Below are 15,428 nucleotides of genomic sequence, written 5' to 3' on the forward strand. Positions count from 1 at the left end.
CATACCTTGGCGTATGTATCCGTGGTCCGCGCTGGCACCGCGCCGGCGGCTGCCCGACTCGCCGAGCGGCAGGGACGGAGTGGAGCGCCGCTTCAGCCAAGGGCGCGTGCGTCGCGGATCTGCGGCGGCCGACTGGTGCTACACTGGCGCACCGGAATAGGGAGTCTGCGATGATCGTCATTGAACAAGAAGCCAAACGCGTCGAGGTAACCGTCTATGCCGAATTCACTCTCGCCGATTACAAGGAGTTCGAGAATTCGGTGAACTACGCGGTCCAGTTCGAGGGTCCGGTCGACCTCCTGTTCGATTTGCGTGAAATGGCCGATTGCACCATTGACGTGGCCTGGGAAGACATCGTCTTTGCCCGTGCGCACGCCAATGATTTTCGCCGCATTGCCGTACTGACACACAGCCAGTGGGTGGCCTGGAGCGCGTGGTTGTCGCAGATCTTCGTGCGTGCGGAGATGCGCATCTTCGACGAGGAAGCGGATGCACGCATGTGGCTGGCGGAGGAGGAAGTGTTACCGTGAACCGTGGCACCCTGGTCGATGATGCCGACCTTGCCGCCCATGTCGACGATCCCGGCTGGCGAGTCTTCGACTGCCGTCATCTCCTGACCGACCCCGAGGCAGGCAGCCGGGCCTACGCCGCGGGCCATCTGCCGGGAGCGTTCTTTCTCCATCTCGATCGGGACCTGTCGGGGCCAACGAATGGCTGCAACGGCCGCCACCCCTTGCCGGACCCGCTGCATCTCGCGGCCACGCTGGAGCTGGTCGGTGTCTCGGCGGCAACCCAGGTGGTCGCCTATGACGATTCCGGCGGCATGTTTGCCAGTCGCCTGTGGTGGCTGCTGCGCTGGTTGGGGCATGACCGCGTTGCCGTTCTCGACGGCGGCATTGACCGCTGGCTGGCGAACGGTCGGCCATTGACCACCGATATTCCCCGATCGTCGCCGGGGCGGATGACGGTCGCCCAGCGCGACTGGGTGGTGAGCTGTGACGAAGTGCTCGCGGATCTGCCGGCAGGTCGGCTCTGTCTGGTGGATGCGCGCAGCCCCGATCGCTTTCGTGGCGAAAACGAAACTCTCGATCGAGTGGGCGGGCATATTCCGGGCGCGCGCAACCGCTTCTTTCGCGACAATCTCGACGGCGACGGCCGCTTTCGTCCCGCGCCCGAGCTGCGCCGGGAATTCGACGCGCTGCTGGCCGGTAGGTCGCCGCGGGAAGTGGTGATGTCCTGCGGGTCTGGGGTCACCGCCTGCCACAACCTGCTGGCGATGGAAGTTGCCGGATTGCCCGGTGCTCGCCTCTATGCCGGTTCGTGGAGCGAGTGGTGCAGTGATCCGGCACGACCGTTAACCTGCGAGGTGCGTGCGGCTTCAGTTTAGCGTGAAAGTCGCCTCAGCGACTCACGAACCTCCCCTCGCCCGCTTGCGGGAGAGGGGTTGGGGGTGAGGGAAACGGGCATGACTTTCATTATTTGGGGTGTCGGGAGCCGTCATGCCCGTTAGGAGCAGCTCGCTGGCCGCCGCGGCGATCTCGTCGAGCGATAACTCACCGCCCGGCCGGTACCATTGCGTGACCCCGTTCAGCATGCCGAAAAGCAAGAGTCGCAGTGGCGTCGCCGAACTGCGAAGCCTGCCGCCGGCTGCCAGCTCGTCCAGCGTGTGTTGCCAGATCTGCTGGTAGCTGTCGGCGGCAGCGGCGATTTCGGCTCGGCCGGCAGCGTCCACCGAACGCGATTCGTAGAGCAGCATCGGCGCCTGAAGATCGCCTTCGAGCAGGATGCCAAGATGCGTGCGGATCATCAGCCGCAGGCGCTGTTCGGGCTCGCTGACGCCTTCAATGGCTGTCTGCAAACGTTGCTGGCCGGCTTGCAGCCCTTGCATGATCGCTGCCCTGAGCAGTTCCTGCTTGCTGCGGAAGTGGTAGAAAGGGCTGCCCGAACGCATTCCAACGGCTTCGGCAATGTCGCGCGTGGTGGTGGCCGCGAAGCCTTTCTCGACGAACAGGCGCGCCGCTGCGCGCAGCAACTCGTCGCGGCGGCTCGCTTCCAGCGCCATTTCCTGGCCCCGGTCGACGATCTCAGAGTGTTGCCGCCAGGCGAGTTCCCTGGTCGATGGCGCGCTTGGCATCAAGTTCGCTGGCCACGTCCGCGCCGCCGATGAGCGACAGCGGCACGTTCGCCGCGCGCAAGCCTTCCTCGAGGTCGCGGCGAGGTTCCTGGCCAGCGCAGACGACCACGTGATCGACCGGCAGGCAGCGGGCCTGGCCATTCTCGACGATGTGCAGGCCCGCATCGTCGATGCGCTCGTAGCTCACTCCGGAGAGCATCTGCACGCCGCGCTTCTTGAGCAGCGTGCGGCGGATCCAGCCGGTCGTCCTGGCCAGCCCGTCGCCGACCTTGCTGGTCTTGCGTTGCAGCAACCAGACCTGACGGCGAGCGGATTCGCGGCTCGGCGCCTTGAGGCCGCCGCGGTTGGCGAATTCGCGATCAATTCCCCACTCGTCCTGGAAGTGTTCGAGTTCGTCCTCTCCGTCCTCGCCGTGGGTCAGGAATTCGGCGACGTCGAAACCGATGCCGCCGGCTCCGATGATCGCGACGCGCGCACCGGCGACTCGATAGCCCTCGATCAGGTCGACGTACGGAATCACCTTCTCATGTTCCTTGCCCGGCAGGTCGACCTGACGCGGCACGATGCCGGTGGCGAGTACGACGTGGTCGAAGCCGGCTTCGACCAGTTCGGAAGCTGTACAGCACTTGCCGAGTTCGAGCGTGACCCCGGCTTTCTCCAGGCGACGAGCGTAATAGCGCAGCGTTTCGCTGAACTCCTCCTTGCCCGGGATGCGACGCGCCAGCCTGAATTGTCCGCCGATCTCCTCGGCAGCGTCGAACAGGGTCACCCAGTGACCGCGCTCGGCCGCGGTCAGTGCGCAGGACATTCCGGCCGGTCCGGCGCCGACCACGGCAATCCGCTTCGGCCTCGCGCACTTCTCGATCAGCAGCTCGGTCTCCCGGCAGGCGCGCGGGTTTACCAGGCAGGTGCTCGGCCGGCCGGCGAAGATCTCGTCCAGACAAGCCTGGTTGCAGGCGATGCAGGTGTTGATTTCGTCGGCCCTGTCAGCCGCCGCCTTGTTCACGAAGTCGGCGTCGGCGAGGAAGGGGCGTGCCATCGAGACCATGTCGGCGCAGCCCGAGGCAATCACCTCCTCGGCCATCGCCGGCGTATTGATGCGGTTGGTGGTGATCAGCGGGATACTCACCTGGCCCATCAGCCGCTTGGTAACCCAGACGAAAGCCGCGCGCGGGACCATCGTGGCGATCGTCGGGATGCGCGCCTCGTGCCAGCCGATGCCGGTGTTGATCATCGTCGCGCCGGCAGTCTCGATCGCCTGCGCGAGGGTGATGATTTCGTCCCAGTTGCTGCCGCCTTCGACGAGGTCCAGCATCGACAGCCGAAAAATGACGATGAACTTGCTCCCGGTTGCCGCCCGAACCCGGCGCACCGCTTCCAGGGCGAAGCGGATGCGGTTCGCGAAGCTGCCGCCCCATCGGTCCTCGCGGAAGTTGGTCTGCTGGGCGATGAACTGATTGATCAGATAGCCTTCCGATCCCATCACCTCGACCCCGTCGTAACCGGCGAGTTGTGCGAGAGCGGCACAACGCGCGTAGTCGTCGAGCGTGCGTTCGATGTCTTCATCGCTGAGTTCCCGCGGGCGGATCGGCGAAATGGGCGCCTGTACCGCCGACGGCGCCACCGCGCCACGGTGATACGCATAACGACCGGTGTGCAGGATCTGCATGGCGATCCTGCCGTCGGCCTGATGCACGGCGGCGGTGATCTGCCGATGCTTTTCGGCTTGCGCTTCGTTCTCGAGCACCGCTGCGCCGGGCATCACCACACCGTCCTGGTTCGGCGCGATGCCGCCGGTGACGATCAGGCCGACGCCACCGCGGGCACGCTCGGCGTAGAACGCGGCGAGCCGCGTGAAGCCTTGCGGGGCCTCTTCCAGGCCGGTATGCATCGAGCCCATCAGGACGCGGTTTTTCAGCTTCGTGAAGCCGAGATCGAGCGGAGCGAGCAGGTGCGGATAGGCGTGGTGCAACATTCGTGCGGTCTCCTGGAATGGGTCGAAATTGATTAATAATTAAGCAAGCAATCGCTTGTTGGATTATCGATGATTCCCCTGCGCGTGGCAAGCGGATCGCCGTGCCCTTTGGCGAAGAGAGTGCCGGCGGCAAGTGCAGCGGCAACGCCGTTGCCGGCGTTGCGCAAGGGGTGGCGGGCGAAGCAGGGTATCAAGGTGGTGTCGGCCCTCCTCCGACGAGAGCCGATTGCGACGAGCGTAGCGAAGAGAACTGGCAAATTTAAGATTGGCTTAAGCTTTCCTGGGCACTCTCGGCGACCTGCATGCATGAGGGCAAGGGGGACGCCCGAACCGTCGCGCGCCTCGCTTTCTCCAGCGCGACCGATCAACAGGGGGCAGCAATGAAGGACACGAAGGAGGTCTCCGAGCGACTTTGCCATCCCGGGCGAGTCGTCTCCTTATTTTTGGCGCTTGCCGTGGCATGCGCGCTGGGGAGTGCAGCGGCTGCTGCCGAGGACGTGGTGCTGCGCGCCCAGGCGACGGTGCTCGCCGTTTCCCCAACTTCCTTGACACTGGCGGCGAACAGTTCGTCGGTGGTGCAGGTCAGCAACCCCGCAGGCACGGTTCGCGTCACTTCGTCCAACGTCGACGTGGTCGGGGCGGCTTACACGGCGGGGACGATCCGCATCACCGCCATCCGGCCGGGGCAGGCGACGATCACCGTCAGCGATACGCGCAACACACGGACGATCGCGGTGCTGGTGACGCCGGGCGCGGTCAACGCCACTCCGACCACCGTTTACCGGCTGCTGGCGTGGAACGACCTCGGCATGCACTGCGTCGACGGCAAGGACTACTCGGTCTTCTCGATCCTGCCGCCCTACAACAACCTGCACGCCCAGTTGATCAATACCGCCACCGGCAAACTGGTCAGCACGGGGGTCTCACTCAGTTACGAAGCCGTTGCCGACGCCAGCGGATCGATCAACACCATCAGCTCGACAAAGACCAATTTCTGGCAATTCGTCAAGGCGCTGTTCCATGTCGGTCCCGACCCGGATGTCGGCCTTGCGGGCAACCCGACGCCGAGCCTGAGTCCGGCCAGGATGAGCTACCAGGCAACGCAGGGCTGGTTCGCCGCCGAGGGAATCCCGATCACTCCGTACGACGACACGCGCCGGAAGAACTTCTACCCGATGGTCAAGGTAGTCGCGAAGGACGCGGCGGGCAAGGTGTTGGCGTCAACCCGGACCGTTCTTCCGGTCAGCGACGAGATGACCTGCAAGGGCTGTCACGCTTCCACCAGGACGGGCAATGCCGCGCAGCAGGCAGCCCGGCCGCCGCTCTCGGGCTGGGCTTTCGACGTCGACGAGGAGAAGGACTGGAAATGGAACATCCTTCGCCTGCACGACGACCACAAGAGCAAGAACGTCGCATTCAGGAACGCGCTGGCGAAACTCGGCATGGACTCGCGCGGCCTGACGGCCACCGCCCGCGGCGGCCAGCCCGTACTGTGCGCCGCGTGCCACGCGTCGAATGCCTTGCCGGGCACCGGCATCGCCGGCATTTCCGCGTTGACTTCGGCGCTGCACACGCAGCACTCGCAGGTCACCGATCCGCTACAGGGTGTCCAGCTCGACGCGATCGGCAACCGCAGCGCCTGCTACCAGTGCCACCCGGGATCGGTCACCAAGTGCCTGCGCGGCGCCATGGGCAACGCCGTCGACGCCAGCGGCAACGCGCTGATGGGCTGCCAGAGCTGTCACGGCAGCATGCGGGCAGTCGGTGCGCCAACCCGTGTCGGCTGGCTGGACCAGCCGAACTGCCAGGCCTGTCACCATGACGGCAAGCGCGAGTTGAGCGCGCTCGACGCCAGTGGCAAACTGCGCCAGGTCAGCGATACGCGCTTCGCGACGACACCGAACACGCCCGCGACCGCGCTCACGCAGTTCCGTTTCAGCCTGTTCCGTTACAGCACGGGTCATGGCAAGCTGCAGTGCGAAGCCTGTCACGGCGCGACGCATGCCGAGTATCCCAGTTCGCATGACAATGACAATGTCCAGAGTATTGCCGTGCAGGGCTACGCGGGTACCATTCGCGAATGCTCGACGTGCCATGCCAGCGTGCCGACGACGAGCAACGGTGGCCCGCACGGCATGCACTCGACGAATGCCGCCTGGGTGACTGCACACGGCGACGCCGTCGAGAAAAGCGGTACGATCGTCTGTAGCGCGTGTCACGGTGCCGACTTCCGCGGCGCGCCGTTGGCGGAAATCAAGGTCGCCAAGAGCTTCTCCATCGAGCGCAGGACCAAGAGCTACGCGCCGGGCGACAAGGTGGGCTGTTACGACTGCCACAACGGGCCGCGCGGTGACTGAGCTTTTCTCACCAGGGAGTTGCAGGCTCTGCGGCTCCTGACCGCGACAAGCGCGAGTACGGGCGACGACCGGCATTGGTCGTTGCCCGTTTTTCATGAAGCGGCGCCGTAGGCCTGCATCGCGTTGCCCGAATCGCGCGTACACGGCTGACATGGGGAAGGCGATCTGCGGCGGGCGCTGGCAAACGATGCGCCTGCGGCACTGCCGACGGCCGGGCGCGACGATCCTCGGCTCCACGCCACCCGGTACGGATCAATGACTTGCGCTGCACGACCGTCTCCTGTGGCGGACCGTGCTATCCTTCGCGTTCGTCATTCGGCAGGAAGCCTGGGGAAGAGTCACTCCGAGGGAAGGATTTGATGGCATGAACGGGTTCCGACACCAAACGAACGAGCAGCAGAACGGTTGCCACGTGCTCACCACGCGCAGGCGGCCGGATGATGGGGACGCCGTTCGCGCCGCCGGTGGCCAGCCGGATGGGCATGCCGCGCGCCTGGGGCGCCGCCTTGCCGCTGGGGTCGCGCTCGCCTTGCCGCTCGTCGGACTGTTGCCGTGTTCCGCGGGGGCGGCAACGGTCGGCAACGTCTTCGTCAGTTATTCTGCCGATGGCGTTCCGAGCTACGCGAGCCAGCGGCTGGACGCAAGCTACCGCCTGCTCATCCGTGGCGAGACACCTGCCGCGACACGCAAGCTTGCTGCCCGGCCGGCGAGTGATGGTCAGGCACCGAACCGGGCGGAGCTGGCGCCGTTGATCGAGTACTATGCCCGCTTGCACAACGTGACGCCGGCACTGGTTGCAGCTGTCGTCGGTGTCGAGTCCGGGTTCAACGCCAGGGCGATTTCGCCGAAGGGGGCGATGGGCGCGATGCAACTGATGCCGGCCACTGCAGCGCGCTACGGTGTCACCAATCCCGACGATCCGGCGCAGAACATCGATGCCGGCGTGCGCCACCTCAAGGACCTGCTCCGTGAACATCAGGGCAACGTCGCGCTCGCGCTGGCGGCATACAATGCCGGGCAGGGGGCGGTGGCCCGACATGGCGGTCGGATTCCGCCGTATCGCGAGACCATGCTTTATGTACCGGCGGTACTCGCCGCCGCAGCTCGGGGGAATCGGCAGTGATCAGCGAGATGACGACTGGGTGGCGCGGGACGGTGGCAGCAGCCCGATCCGCCAAGGGGGCTTGCCGAGGCGATCGCCGGCGGGCGAACGGTTTTACGTTGCTCGAGCTGCTGGTCGTGGTGACGATCATCGGTCTGCTCGCGGCGTACGTCGGTCCGAAGTATTTTTCGCAGCTGGGCAAGTCCGAACAGGGGGTCGCCAAGGCCCAGATCGAAGCCTTTGCGCGCGCGCTCGATACCTATCGGCTTGACGTCGGCCGCTATCCGAGTACCGAAGAAGGTCTCAATGCCCTGTTGACCCGGCCGGCCAACGTGACGAAGTGGAACGGGCCGTATCTGCAGAAAGCCGTGCCGCTCGATCCCTGGGGCCGCCCGTACATCTACCGTTCGCCGGGTGCCAACGGCGACTTCGATATCATTTCCTACGGCAAGGACGGCCAACCGGGCGGCACTGGCGACGCCGCCGACGTCAGCAACCAATGAACCCGCCGTGGAGCCGGGATGCGCTTTGAAGTTCGTGCCCTGTCGCCCGACAATCTGATCGAGACACACATCGTCGACGCGCCCGATGCGGCAGAGGCGAACCGCTTGCTCGAACAGCAACGGCTGCAGCCGTTGTCGATCCGGGCTGCCCGCGGCGCGGGTGCCGCAGCCGTTCCGGGCCGCGGCAACAAATCGTTTTCCCTGCTGCTGTTCAGCGCCGAACTGCTCGCCTTGCTCGAAGCGGGGTTGAGTCTGGTCGAGGCGTTCGCGGCACTGCTCGAGAAGGAAGGTTCGCCGGCCTCCCGCTCGGTGCTCGAGTGCCTGATGCGGGACTTGCGCGAGGGACTTCGCTTCTCGGCTGCGCTCGGTCGCCAGCCCGATGTCTTTCCGCCGCTCTACGTCGGCATCATGCGCGCCGCCGAAGGAACCAGCGACCTGCCGCGCGCCCTTTCGCGCTACCTCGATTACCAGACGCGTCTGGAGACGGTGCGCAACAAGATGATCAGTGCGCTCATCTATCCGGTGATCCTGCTGACGGTTGGTTGCGGCGTGACGCTCTTCCTGATGGGCTACGTGGTGCCTCGCTTCGCGGGCGTGTATCAGGGGAGCGGTCGCTCGCTGCCCTGGCTGTCGCAGTTGCTGCTCGACTGGGGACAATTCGTCGGCCAGCACAAGGACGTCGTCTTCGCAGCGCTGGCGGTCCTGGTGCTGAGCGCCGGCTGGTGGCTGCGAAAGTTCATCGCCAGCGGACGCTGGATCGCCGTTCTGACGCAGTTGCCGGGTATCGGCGAGCGCGTCCGGATCATCGAACTGTCACGGCTCTACCTGACGACCGGCATGCTGCTCGAAGGTGGCATCCCGATCCTGGCCGCGCTCGACATCGTAGGCAACACCGTTTCGCCGGGGACGCGCGCCGCGCTGCTGGTCGCCCGCGGCATCATTTCCGACGGCGGCACGCTCTCGCAAGCCTTCGAGACTTGCCGCCTGGCGACCCCGATCGCCTTGCGCATGCTGCGTGTCGGCGAAAAGTCCGGGCAGCTCGGAACGATGCTGACGCGTTCGGCGCTGTTCTACGAGGGCGAGAGCGCGCGCTGGATCGAACGCTTCACCAAGGTCTTCGAGCCGGTGCTGATGACGACGATCGGACTGCTCGTCGGCCTGATCGTCATCCTGTTGTACATGCCGATATTCGATCTTGCGGGGACGCTGCAATGAACGCGCCCGCTCTGCCGGTCGTCGACCGCCTCGAGGACGAAATTCTCCATCGGGCCAGGAGCCTGGCCCTGGCGTCGAGAGGATCGCTGGTCAGCGAACTAGAAGTGCTGACCGGAAGCGACCCACGACAGTTGGTCGATCATCTGGCACAGCGCTTTCGCCTGGCGGTGATGGATACCACGGCGATGCTTGCCTTCGCCCCGGCCTTCGATCTGCTGCCGCTGGTCAAGGCGCAGACCCGCGGTTGCGTGCTCCTGCGTGCGCCACAGGATCCTGTCGGGAGTCCGATCATCGGTGTCATTGCCGACCCCTTCGACAGCGACTGTATGGTCTGGCTGGGCAGTCTGGCCGACACGCCGGTGCACTATCGCTTGGCGCTGGCAGCCGACATCCAGGCCTACCTGGCAAAACACGAAGAGTCGGTGCACGCGGTGCATTCGCTGATGCACGAAGGCGACGCTGCGCCCGAGCGCCGCACCGCCGAGGTGCTGAGTTTCGCCTCGGTGAGCGAGGCAGCGAGTCCGGCGGTGAAACTCGTCAATTCCACCGTCTACGATGCGGTGAAGGCGGCGGCCAGCGACGTCCATCTGGAAAGCACGCCGAGTGGCATCACCATCAAATACCGGCTGGACGGCGTGCTCGACACGGTCGCCCAGGTCGGCGGCGTGGCGCTCGCCGAGCAGGTGATTTCGCGCCTGAAGGTATTGGCCGAGCTCGACATCGCCGAGCGGCGGATTCCCCAGGACGGCAGCTTCCGGGTCGAAGTCGCAGGGCGTGACATCGACCTGCGCGTGTCGATCATGCCGAGCATTCATGGCGAGGATGCCGTCGTGCGCATCCTCGACAAACGCGGCGTGATCGAAGCGCATGGTGCGCTGACCCTGGATTCGCTGGGGTTCGACGAACGCTCCCTGCACGCACTGCGCAGACTCGTCGAAGAACCGTACGGGATGCTGTTGGTCACCGGTCCGACTGGATCGGGCAAGACGACGACGCTGTACGGGGCAATTTCCGAGATCAACAACGGTCGCGACAAGATCATCACCATCGAGGATCCGGTCGAGTACCAGCTGCCCGGCGTCCTGCAGATTCCGGTCAATGATCGCAAGGGTCTGACTTTCGCACGCGGCCTGCGGTCGATCCTGCGCCACGATCCGGACAAGATCATGGTCGGCGAAATCCGTGACCGCGAAACCGCCGAAATCGCCGTCCAGTCGGCGCTCACCGGGCATCTCGTCCTGACCACGGTTCATGCCAACAACGTCTTCGACGTCTTCGGCCGCTTCACCCACATGGGCATCGACCCCTACGCCTTCGCCTCGGCGCTGAATGGCATCTGGGCGCAACGGCTGCTGCGGGTCAACTGCCCACGCTGCAGTGAAGCCTACGCACCACGCGCTGGCGAACTCGAGCGCTTTCGCCTGGTCCCGGAAAGCGTGTCGCATTTCGCTTTCCGTCGCGGCACGGGCTGCGGCGATTGTCGTGGCACCGGCTATCGCGGCCGCAAGGCGATCGCCGAGATTCTCATCCTGAACGACGAGTTGCGCGAACTGATCATCGAGAAGCGTCCGTTACGGCAACTGAAGGAGCTCGCATACCGGAACGGAACACGCAGCCTCACCGAAGCGGCGCTGCGTCTGGTGGCCCAGGGAGAGACCACACTCGAAGAACTGCGACGTGTCACGCTTTCCGGCTGACAAACTGTTCCTCGGCTGCGCCGACGACGGCGCCGTGCTGCTCGCCGCGAGCGCCACGTCGGCTCCGGGTGTGCTGGCGTCGGTTCGCGTCGATCCTGCGGGCAGTGCCATCGGCCTCTGCGAGGCACTGCACGACCTGTCGCCGCTGTCTTCGAGGGCAGGCGCGCGCGCCCTTTCGGTGACGATCGACGACGGTTTCACACGCAACTTCGTCGTCCACCCGCCGGGCGGCGCACGCGGTCTGCGCGAGTTGCGGGCCAGTGCAGCGGCACGCTTTGCGGCGCTGTATGGCGAATCGGCCGAGTCCTGGCTGCTTGCGGCCGACTGGCAGGCGGCCAGGCCGTTCGTCGCCAGCGCCGTGCCCCGTTCACTGTATGCGGCTTGCGAGCAAGTCGCTCGCCAGCTCGGCTGCCGCCTGGATTCGGTGAGCCCGGCGATGATTCGCGTCTGGAATCGCGTATACGCGTCGATTCCGGGCGACGGCTGGCTGGTCGTCGGCTTCGGCCGGACTCTGAGCTTGCTCCACACTGCTGCCGGCCAGGTCGCCGGCCTGCGCAGTCTGCGCCTGGGCGGTGCGCCGGAGCCGGCCGAACTCGAAGCTTTGCTGGAACAGGAGCGTCTGCGCGCCTCTGCAGACGCTGCGACGCGTGCCCGGCAGTCGCTGCTGTGGGCAGGCGCCGCCGACTGGCTGCCGGCGACGGCGACGATGGTCGGGCTCGCTTCGCGCACCATTCGCCTGTCGGAGGCGCTGCCGCCGGGCGACCTGCCGGGCGCGCGGCAATTGGCATTGGCCGGAGACCGGCAGTGAAGCGTCTGTACCTCGACTTCGTGCAAGGACGGCCCTGGCGCCTGCCAGGCGCAGCGCGCGAGCGGCAACTGCTGTTCGGCGTTGCCGCGCTGACCGTGCTTGGCGCAGCGACGATCGCCTGGCAATGGCTGCAGATCGAGCGGCAAATCGACGAAGCGGCCGATGCCATCGCCGTGCTTCGCCGCGAGCTGCTGCTGCGCAGTCCGCCGCGCAGCGCACCGCTGCAACTTTCCGCACAGCAGATCGCTGCCACCAATGACATCATCGCGCAATGGAATACCCCGTGGCCGGCCTTGCTCGACGGATTCGAAAGCGTCGCCACTACCGATATCGCGCTGTTGCAGATCGAGCCGGACCACCGCCGGCGAGTGGTCAGGGGACTTGCCGAGGCGAAGAATCATCAACGCATGCTCGTCTATCTGGCGAGACTCGGGTCGGTCCGTCCCTTCACCGGTGCGCTGGTCAACAAGCAGGAGATCAACGACCGGGATGCGAACCGGCCGCTGCGCTTCCTGTTCGAGGCGCAACTGGTCGATCGTCCGGATTCACCGGTGTCGGCAGACGGCCAGGGCAGGGGTGACGAATGAGCAGGCTGGCGTCGTCTATCGACCGTCTGCGCCTGGCCGTCGAGCTCTGCCTGTACCGGCAAGGCCTCTGGTGGCCGCTACTGGCCGTGACGGTGCTGTTGCTCGTCGCTTTGGCGGCAATCGCGATTCCCGGTCGGCAAGCGGAGCTGGCAGCAAGACAGGAGACCCTGAGCGAACTGCGGGCGCGCGCGGCAGGGCAGCAGGAGCCTTCGGCTGTTCCCGAAGTCACGTCGGAGGCGAATTATGGAGCCTTTCGCGCCGCCCTGGCGGCGGAGAACGAAGTTCTGCCTGGCATCGAAGCCATTCTCGATGCGGCGGAAAGCCATCACCTGATGGCCACCCGCGCCGACTATGTGCGTGCTCGCGATGCCCACGCCCAGGCGGCGAGCCTGCAGATGACCATCCCGCTACGCGGGCGCTATACCGACGTGCGCGGCTGGATCGAGGAGATTCTCGCCAGGAATGCGTATGTCGCGGTCAATGAACTCGGCTTCAAGCGCGAGGAAATCGGTCTCGATCAGATCGAGGCCAGGGTCCGCCTGACCATCTGGTACGACCCGGCGAAGTCGGCGAGCCGCGCCGAAGAATTGCAGACGGTCGAGGTGGATCCGTGAGCCGGCGGCGATGGCTGCTTCTGGCGTTGCTCCTGATCGCGGCGTGGCTGGCGCTGTTCGGCGACAAGACGCCGTATGGGCCAGCGGATACGCAGGTGGTGCCGGCAACCATGCCGCGGGCTGGCAGCGGCGCCGGCGCTGGCGTATCATCGCGGCCGTCCGGCGAAACTCCACGGGCACCCGAGGCCACGTCGCCTGCCGGAAAAGCGTCTGTGCAGCTGGCGGTGGCGGCATTGATTCCGCGTGATCAGTTGATACCGGAGCACGCCGAGCAGCACGCGAACCGTGATCTGTTCCCGGCGCTGACCTGGATACCGCCGCCGCCCAAGCCCGACAAACCGCTCAAGCCACCGCCGCCGATGGCGCCACCACTTCCCTTCGTGTATCTCGGCAAGAAGTTCGAGGAGGGGCAGTGGGAAGCCTATCTCGGCAGCGGCGAAGACGTCTTCATCGCTCGCGAGGGGATGACCCTGGCCGGCATCTACAGGGTGCGGAGCATCCAGCCACCAACCATGACCCTGGTTTACCTGCCACTGAAACAGTCGCAGACCATCTCGATCGGAGGATCGCAATAGTGAACAAGGGCAATTCCAGGCCGGTCGGAAGTGCGGGCTGGCGGCACCGCTGTCTGGCAGTGGCGACAGCGTTGATGCTGGCCGGATGCGCTGCGCAGAACGCCTATCGAGAGAGCCAGACCTTGCTTGCCGAAGGCAAGGTCGATGCCGGTCTGGCGAAGATCCAGGAAGCGATGGTGCTCGATCCTGCTTCGCTCGAATATCGCCTGGCCTACGAACGCGTCGTCGACGGCGAAGTCATTGCCAACCTCGCCAAGGCCGACCGCGCCTTGGGTCAGGCGCGTTACGAGGAAGCCGAGGCGGCGTACCGCCGCGTGCTGGCGCTGCGACCGGGCAACGAGGCAGCGCGAAGCGGCCTGCGGCTGATCGAAACCGCGCGTCGCCAGGAACTTCTGTACAAGGAAGCCGAGCTTGCCTGGGGCAGGGGGGACGTCGAAGGAGCGCTGGCCCGCCTGCGCGCGATCCTCGCGGCGAACGCCACGCACGAGCGCGCACTCGCCCTGCAGCGAGTCATCGAGGAGAATGCCACAAAGGCAACCCGGGAGTCGGCGCTGGCGGCTGCGTACCGGAGGCTGATCACCATCGAGTTTCGCGATACGCCGCTGAAGACCGTTTTCGAAGTGATCTCGCGAACCTCGGGGCTCAATTTCGTGTTCGACAAGGACGTGCGCGCCGAACAGCGAACGACGATCTTCCTGCGCAACAGTACCATCGAGTCCGCGATCAACATGCTGCTGCTCACCAACCAGCTCGAGCAGCGGGTGCTCGACGGCAACTCGATCCTGATTTATCCCAATACCCCCGCCAAGCAGAAAGAGTACCAGGCGCTGGTCGTCAAGACCTACTATCTCGCCAATACCGATGCCAAGACCGTCGGCACGACGCTCAAGACGATCCTCAAGACCCGCGACATCGTCGTCGACGAAAAGCTCAACCTGGTGATGATCCGCGACAGTCCGGAAGCCGTTCGCCTTGCCGACAAGATGGTGGCCCTGCAGGACATCCCCGAACCCGAGGTGATGCTTGAGGTGGAAATCATCGAGGTCACGCGTGAGCGCATCCAGGCGCTGGGCATCAACTGGCCGGATTCGATGGCGCTGCGCCCGCTGCCGGTCGATACCCTGACGCTGAACAATCTGCTCAACCTCAACACCTCATCGATCGGGGTCAATGTGGGTCCGACCCTCATTCGCGCCAATCAGCTGGATACCGACGCCAACCTGCTGGCCAATCCCCGTATCCGCGCACGCAACCGCGAGAAGGCCAAGGTCCTGATCGGTGACCGCGTACCGAACATCACCTCGACGATCACGTCGACCGGTTTTTCTTCGGAGTCGATCACCTACATCGACGTCGGCCTCAAGCTCGACATCGAGCCGACGATCTACGTCGACAACGAAGTGGCGATCAAGGTGACGCTGGAGGTGAGCAACATCGTGAACACCGTCACCACGAAATCCGGCACGCAGGCCTATCAGATCGGAACGCGCACGGCGACCAGCGTGATGCGCCTCAGGAATGGCGAGGGCGCGGTGCTCGCCGGTCTGATCCAGGACGAGGATCGGCGCGAGGCCAACAAGGTGCCTTTCCTCGGTGAGGTGCCGATCCTCGGCCGGCTGTTCGGAAGTCATCGCGACGACGGCAAGAAGACCGAGATCGTGATGTCGATCACGCCGCGCATCATTCGCAACATCCAGCGCGCCGAACTGTATCTCTCCGAGTTCGAGGGTGGCACCGAAACCAGTTTTCGCCGGCAGCCGGAAGGCGTCGGGGCGATCCCGATGTCGGGCGCGCCGCCCGCCGCCCCCGGGACGGCGACGCGGCCGCCGGGGACGCCGGCGGTCCCCCCCGGACTGGGCAA

The 15,428-nt window shown here is 65.4% G+C and carries 14 protein-coding genes; 12 read left to right on the forward strand and 2 right to left on the reverse strand.

Annotated elements, in window-relative coordinates; genetic code table 11:
• Positions 1–170 precede the first annotated feature (170 nt).
• On the forward strand, positions 171–530 hold the full coding sequence (locus NFV80_RS11145) for an STAS/SEC14 domain-containing protein (protein WP_295329422.1): 360 nt from the start codon (positions 171–173) through the stop codon (positions 528–530).
• Positions 527–1,387: a sulfurtransferase gene (locus tag NFV80_RS11150; protein WP_295329420.1), complete on the forward strand. Its 861-nt coding sequence runs from the start codon at positions 527–529 to the stop codon at positions 1,385–1,387. The genes NFV80_RS11145 and NFV80_RS11150 overlap by 4 nt, the downstream gene beginning before the upstream one ends.
• 21 nt (positions 1,388–1,408) lie before the next feature.
• On the opposite strand, the gene NFV80_RS11155 is transcribed toward NFV80_RS11150, so the two are convergent.
• Both NFV80_RS11155 and NFV80_RS11160 read right to left on the reverse strand, forming a co-directional pair.
• Positions 1,409–2,134 carry a TetR/AcrR family transcriptional regulator gene (locus NFV80_RS11155; RefSeq protein WP_296758695.1) on the reverse strand — a complete coding sequence of 242 codons (726 nt, stop codon included), beginning with the start codon at positions 2,132–2,134 and terminating at the stop codon, positions 1,409–1,411.
• Positions 2,085–4,109: an NADPH-dependent 2,4-dienoyl-CoA reductase gene (locus NFV80_RS11160; protein WP_296758697.1), complete on the reverse strand. Its 2,025-nt coding sequence runs from the start codon at positions 4,107–4,109 to the stop codon at positions 2,085–2,087. The genes NFV80_RS11155 and NFV80_RS11160 overlap by 50 nt, the downstream gene beginning before the upstream one ends.
• A 302-nt stretch (positions 4,110–4,411) precedes the next feature.
• Between NFV80_RS11160 and NFV80_RS11165 the strand changes: the two genes are divergently transcribed.
• The 10 genes from NFV80_RS11165 to NFV80_RS11210 form a co-directional block, all read left to right on the forward strand.
• Positions 4,412–6,466, forward strand: a complete 2,055-nt coding sequence (locus NFV80_RS11165; protein ID WP_296758700.1) for a hypothetical protein — start codon at positions 4,412–4,414, stop codon at positions 6,464–6,466.
• A 364-nt stretch (positions 6,467–6,830) separates the two neighbouring features.
• Positions 6,831–7,589, forward strand: a complete 759-nt coding sequence (locus NFV80_RS11170) for a lytic transglycosylase domain-containing protein (protein ID WP_295329412.1) — start codon at positions 6,831–6,833, stop codon at positions 7,587–7,589.
• 32 nt (positions 7,590–7,621) lie between these two features.
• Entirely contained in the window at positions 7,622–8,071 is a 450-nt protein-coding gene (gene gspG / locus NFV80_RS11175) for a type II secretion system major pseudopilin GspG (protein ID WP_296758707.1), read from the forward strand.
• A gap of 18 nt (positions 8,072–8,089) precedes the next feature.
• On the forward strand, positions 8,090–9,286 hold the full coding sequence (locus tag NFV80_RS11180; RefSeq protein WP_295329409.1) for a type II secretion system F family protein: 1,197 nt from the start codon (positions 8,090–8,092) through the stop codon (positions 9,284–9,286).
• Positions 9,283–10,983 (forward strand): GspE/PulE family protein, encoded by a 1,701-nt coding sequence (locus NFV80_RS11185; RefSeq protein ID WP_295329407.1) that lies wholly within the window; start codon positions 9,283–9,285, stop codon positions 10,981–10,983. Before NFV80_RS11180 ends, NFV80_RS11185 begins: the two co-directional genes overlap by 4 nt.
• On the forward strand, positions 10,964–11,791 hold the full coding sequence (locus NFV80_RS11190) for a hypothetical protein (protein WP_295329405.1): 828 nt from the start codon (positions 10,964–10,966) through the stop codon (positions 11,789–11,791). Before NFV80_RS11185 ends, NFV80_RS11190 begins: the two co-directional genes overlap by 20 nt.
• Positions 11,788–12,378: a hypothetical protein gene (locus tag NFV80_RS11195; protein ID WP_295329403.1), complete on the forward strand. Its 591-nt coding sequence runs from the start codon at positions 11,788–11,790 to the stop codon at positions 12,376–12,378. The genes NFV80_RS11190 and NFV80_RS11195 overlap by 4 nt, the downstream gene beginning before the upstream one ends.
• Entirely contained in the window at positions 12,375–12,992 is a 618-nt protein-coding gene (locus NFV80_RS11200; RefSeq protein ID WP_295329401.1) for a hypothetical protein, read from the forward strand. Before NFV80_RS11195 ends, NFV80_RS11200 begins: the two co-directional genes overlap by 4 nt.
• On the forward strand, positions 12,989–13,567 hold the full coding sequence (locus tag NFV80_RS11205; protein WP_295329399.1) for a hypothetical protein: 579 nt from the start codon (positions 12,989–12,991) through the stop codon (positions 13,565–13,567). The genes NFV80_RS11200 and NFV80_RS11205 overlap by 4 nt, the downstream gene beginning before the upstream one ends.
• On the forward strand, positions 13,567–15,428 hold a 1,862-nt coding region (locus NFV80_RS11210), incomplete at its 3' end, for a secretin N-terminal domain-containing protein (RefSeq protein ID WP_296758704.1). The genes NFV80_RS11205 and NFV80_RS11210, both read left to right, overlap by 1 nt.

This window comes from Accumulibacter sp. (assembly GCF_023806565.1).
Lineage (GTDB): Bacteria > Pseudomonadota > Gammaproteobacteria > Burkholderiales > Rhodocyclaceae > Accumulibacter.